Raw genomic sequence first — 2,832 nt, 5'->3', positions numbered from 1 at the left:
TACGGAGATCGCCCTTACACGATATTCCCCTGCGGAGCTGAGATAGTTGACGATAGGATAATAATCTCCTACGGAGCTGCAGATTCGGCTGTTGGACTTGGAGAGATTAAAATCGACGAAATAATGAGCGAACTTGACAAGAACAGGTGTGATTAAATTCTCAAAGCTCCCATAAGTCTGCCAAGAAAGGAAATTCTGTACTCTTTCCTAAGATCTTCGTACTTTTCAAGATCGACTTTTCTTCCCTCTGCTGCGATTCTAACGTAATCTATTTCCTCCGGATCGAAACCCATTAGGTATGCTGCCACGTAGTCAACCAAAGCAACGTCGTCGCTTGCGATCATTATTCCATGCTCCACGGGCTTGGTGTTGAGTTCGCTCCCCTCTCCACCTATGACTCCATCTACTATAACAAAATCCGGCTTGAAAAAGCTCAGCAAGTCCAAAAGCTTTTGATGAATGTTGAAGTGCATGTACATAGCCGGTTTCTTAAGGAATCCCATGTTGTTCTTTATCCCTACGGTAATCTTCGCCAGCGAATGAACTTTCATCTTCGGAAGGGAAATATATGGTAGCTCTTTGGTCAATAAAGCCGATTCTCCAACTTCCACATCTTTTAAAGCCTTTCCACCTATGCGAACTCTTACTTTCCTTTCCGTGTTTATATTCACACATTTCCACCTTCTCAAGCCGAACTCGTCGTAGCACCTGTCTGCTGCGTCGCTTGTCACACCTCCTTCAACAATAATTGGCTCATCAAAAAAGCTTGCAGCAGCTTTTACGACCTCTGGATGAGTTATACATCCCTTGCTTGGATCGTCGAATTTGACGAAGTTGGGCTTTATAACTGCTTTATCTTTTTCAATTCCGGATTTTTTCAAGACTTTTTCGACGAAATCCCAAGCGTCATCGTAGCTTTCAACTCTCTCAACTGTAAGCATGAAAATATTTTGAAAAAAGGGGTGTTAAGCTTTACCCCGAGATAAAAATTTTAACCTTCGAGTTTTCCTCTAAGCTCTTCGATCCACTTTTCCAGATCTTCAAGCTCTACGAACTTGAACTCCTTCTCTTTCACTCCTGCCAAAGCCCAGAAGAGTCTTGCAACGACTGCCATCAATTTTCCTGCATAGCCGGGGCTGTGGGGGAGCAAAGCAGCAGCCAAGTCTCCGATCTCTTCGAGCAGTTTTTTGTCGAGCTCGTTTGCTTTTTCGCTTGCCACTCCGAGTAATGATATTCCGTTACCCAAAACCCTTTCCCGGGCTGCATAATATTTTGCAGCCTCGCTCGTTATTCTATGAACACCCAACTTTCACACCTCCGCTAAAAATTTTTTAAATGTCAAGGTATTTCATAATTTCCCAGGGAGTTATGTAGAGGCAGTACTGGTTCCATTCGTCGATTTTAATGCTCATGAAAGCGTCGAATATGTGGGAGCCAAGGACTTTCTGAATGACTTCGTCTGTTGCTAAGTGATCTAAAGCGTCCCTCAACGTTGTTGGCAACTCTCCTATACCAAGCTCCCTCTTCTTGCTTTCGCTTAACTCGTAGACGTCTTCCATCACCGGATCTCCCGGTTCGATTTTCTTCTTGATTCCATCCAAGCCGGCTGCAACCATCGCAGCAAGGGACAAGTACGGGTTTGTGCTCGGGTCGACGCCTCTGTATTCGAGTCTTATAGCTGAAGGCTTTCTGTGGTACATGGGAACTCTTACGAGGGCACTTCTGTTCCTCGGACTCCAGCAAATGTATATCGGAGCTTCGAATCCCGGAACGAGTCTCTTGTAGCTGTTCACGGTTGGAGCGCATAGGGCTGTTAATGCTTTAGCGTGCTCAAGCAGACCTCCTATGTAATATCTCGCCTTCTGGCTTAACATGAACTCGTCGTCTGGATCGGCGAAGATGTTCTTTCCTTTGAACGGCTCCCCTTCCCAGAGGCTTTGGTGGACATGCATTCCGCTTGCGTTGTCCAAGTAAAGCGGTTTGGGCATGAACACAGCCATCAAGCCGTGGAGAGCCGCGATGTTCTTGGCGGCAAACTTGTAGAGGTAAAAGGCATCGCTCACATCCACAAGCTGCTTCGGCTTGAAGTCCAGTTCAACCTGTCCTGCTGTGGCGACTTCGTGGTGGTGGTATTCCACAATTATACCGAGCTTTTCTAAGTGGTGAACGAGCTCGTTTCTATAAGCAACGGTCGTATCTTCCGGAGGAGGTCTGAAGTATCCTTCCTTCGGTCTTATCACATACCATCCCGCTTCAAGCTCCCTGCTTTCCGGCATAACCCTCGGCGGACCCCAGCTGTCTCCAGCTCCTCCGTTCGGAGAAACCCAGAGATCCCAGTAAAGCCTCGTGGGATCTACTCTCTCAAAGAGGAAGAACTCGATTTCCGGACCGAAGATAACCGAAAGACCCTTCTCTTTCAAGTCCTTCTCTACTCTCTTAGCCACGTAACCTCTCGGATCGCAGTCAGCCTGCTCTGCAGCCCAAGCCTCGTAGACGTCTCCGAACATTATAGCAGATTTTTGCAGGGGATCGTTTTCCCATGGAATTACCCTTAGCGTCTCTGGATCAGGCATCCAGACCATGTCGCTCTGATCTATCGTTTTGAAACCTCTTATCGACGATCCATCGAAGCCTATTCCGTCGAAAGCGTTACCCTCTATGAATTCCCTTGCGGGAATGCTGAAGGTCATGAGATACCCTCTTACGTCTGCGAAAGCGCAGAGTACGTGTTTTACATCGTTTTCTTCCAAAATCTTTCTTGCCTCTTCCTCCATGCACGAACCTCCAAATTTTTTAAGGGTTAGGGGCAGAAAGCTATATAAATTTTTTTCG

General features: G+C 46.7%; 3 protein-coding genes and 1 pseudogene. 1 reads left to right on the top strand and 3 read right to left on the bottom strand.

Annotation, left to right across the window (positions count from 1 at the left end; all coding sequences use genetic code 11):
* Window positions 1-156, top strand: a pseudogene (locus F7C14_RS06555) (glycosidase); the annotation flags it as partial.
* Here the strand turns inward: F7C14_RS06555 and F7C14_RS06550 are convergent.
* Genes F7C14_RS06550 through glnA form a run of 3 tightly spaced genes read right to left on the bottom strand, consistent with a single transcriptional unit; the run spans window position 153 to window position 2,774 of the window.
* Complete coding sequence (locus tag F7C14_RS06550) at window positions 153-941, bottom strand: DUF362 domain-containing protein (RefSeq protein ID WP_290901104.1); 789 nt, start codon at window positions 939-941, stop codon at window positions 153-155. The pseudogene F7C14_RS06555 and the gene F7C14_RS06550 sit on opposite strands and share 4 nt — an antisense overlap.
* Window positions 942-991: 50 nt before the next feature.
* Window positions 992-1,306: a hypothetical protein gene (locus F7C14_RS06545; RefSeq protein WP_290901102.1), complete on the bottom strand. Its 315-nt coding sequence runs from the start codon at window positions 1,304-1,306 to the stop codon at window positions 992-994.
* A gap of 25 nt (window positions 1,307-1,331) precedes the next feature.
* Window positions 1,332-2,774: a type I glutamate--ammonia ligase gene (gene glnA, locus F7C14_RS06540; protein WP_290901099.1), complete on the bottom strand. Its 1,443-nt coding sequence runs from the start codon at window positions 2,772-2,774 to the stop codon at window positions 1,332-1,334.
* Window positions 2,775-2,832: the final 58 nt, after the last annotated feature.

The sequence above is a fragment of the Ferroglobus sp. genome, from assembly GCF_015521575.1.
Lineage (GTDB): Archaea > Halobacteriota > Archaeoglobi > Archaeoglobales > Archaeoglobaceae > Ferroglobus.
This window is presented reverse-complemented; position numbering and strand designations above follow the sequence as displayed.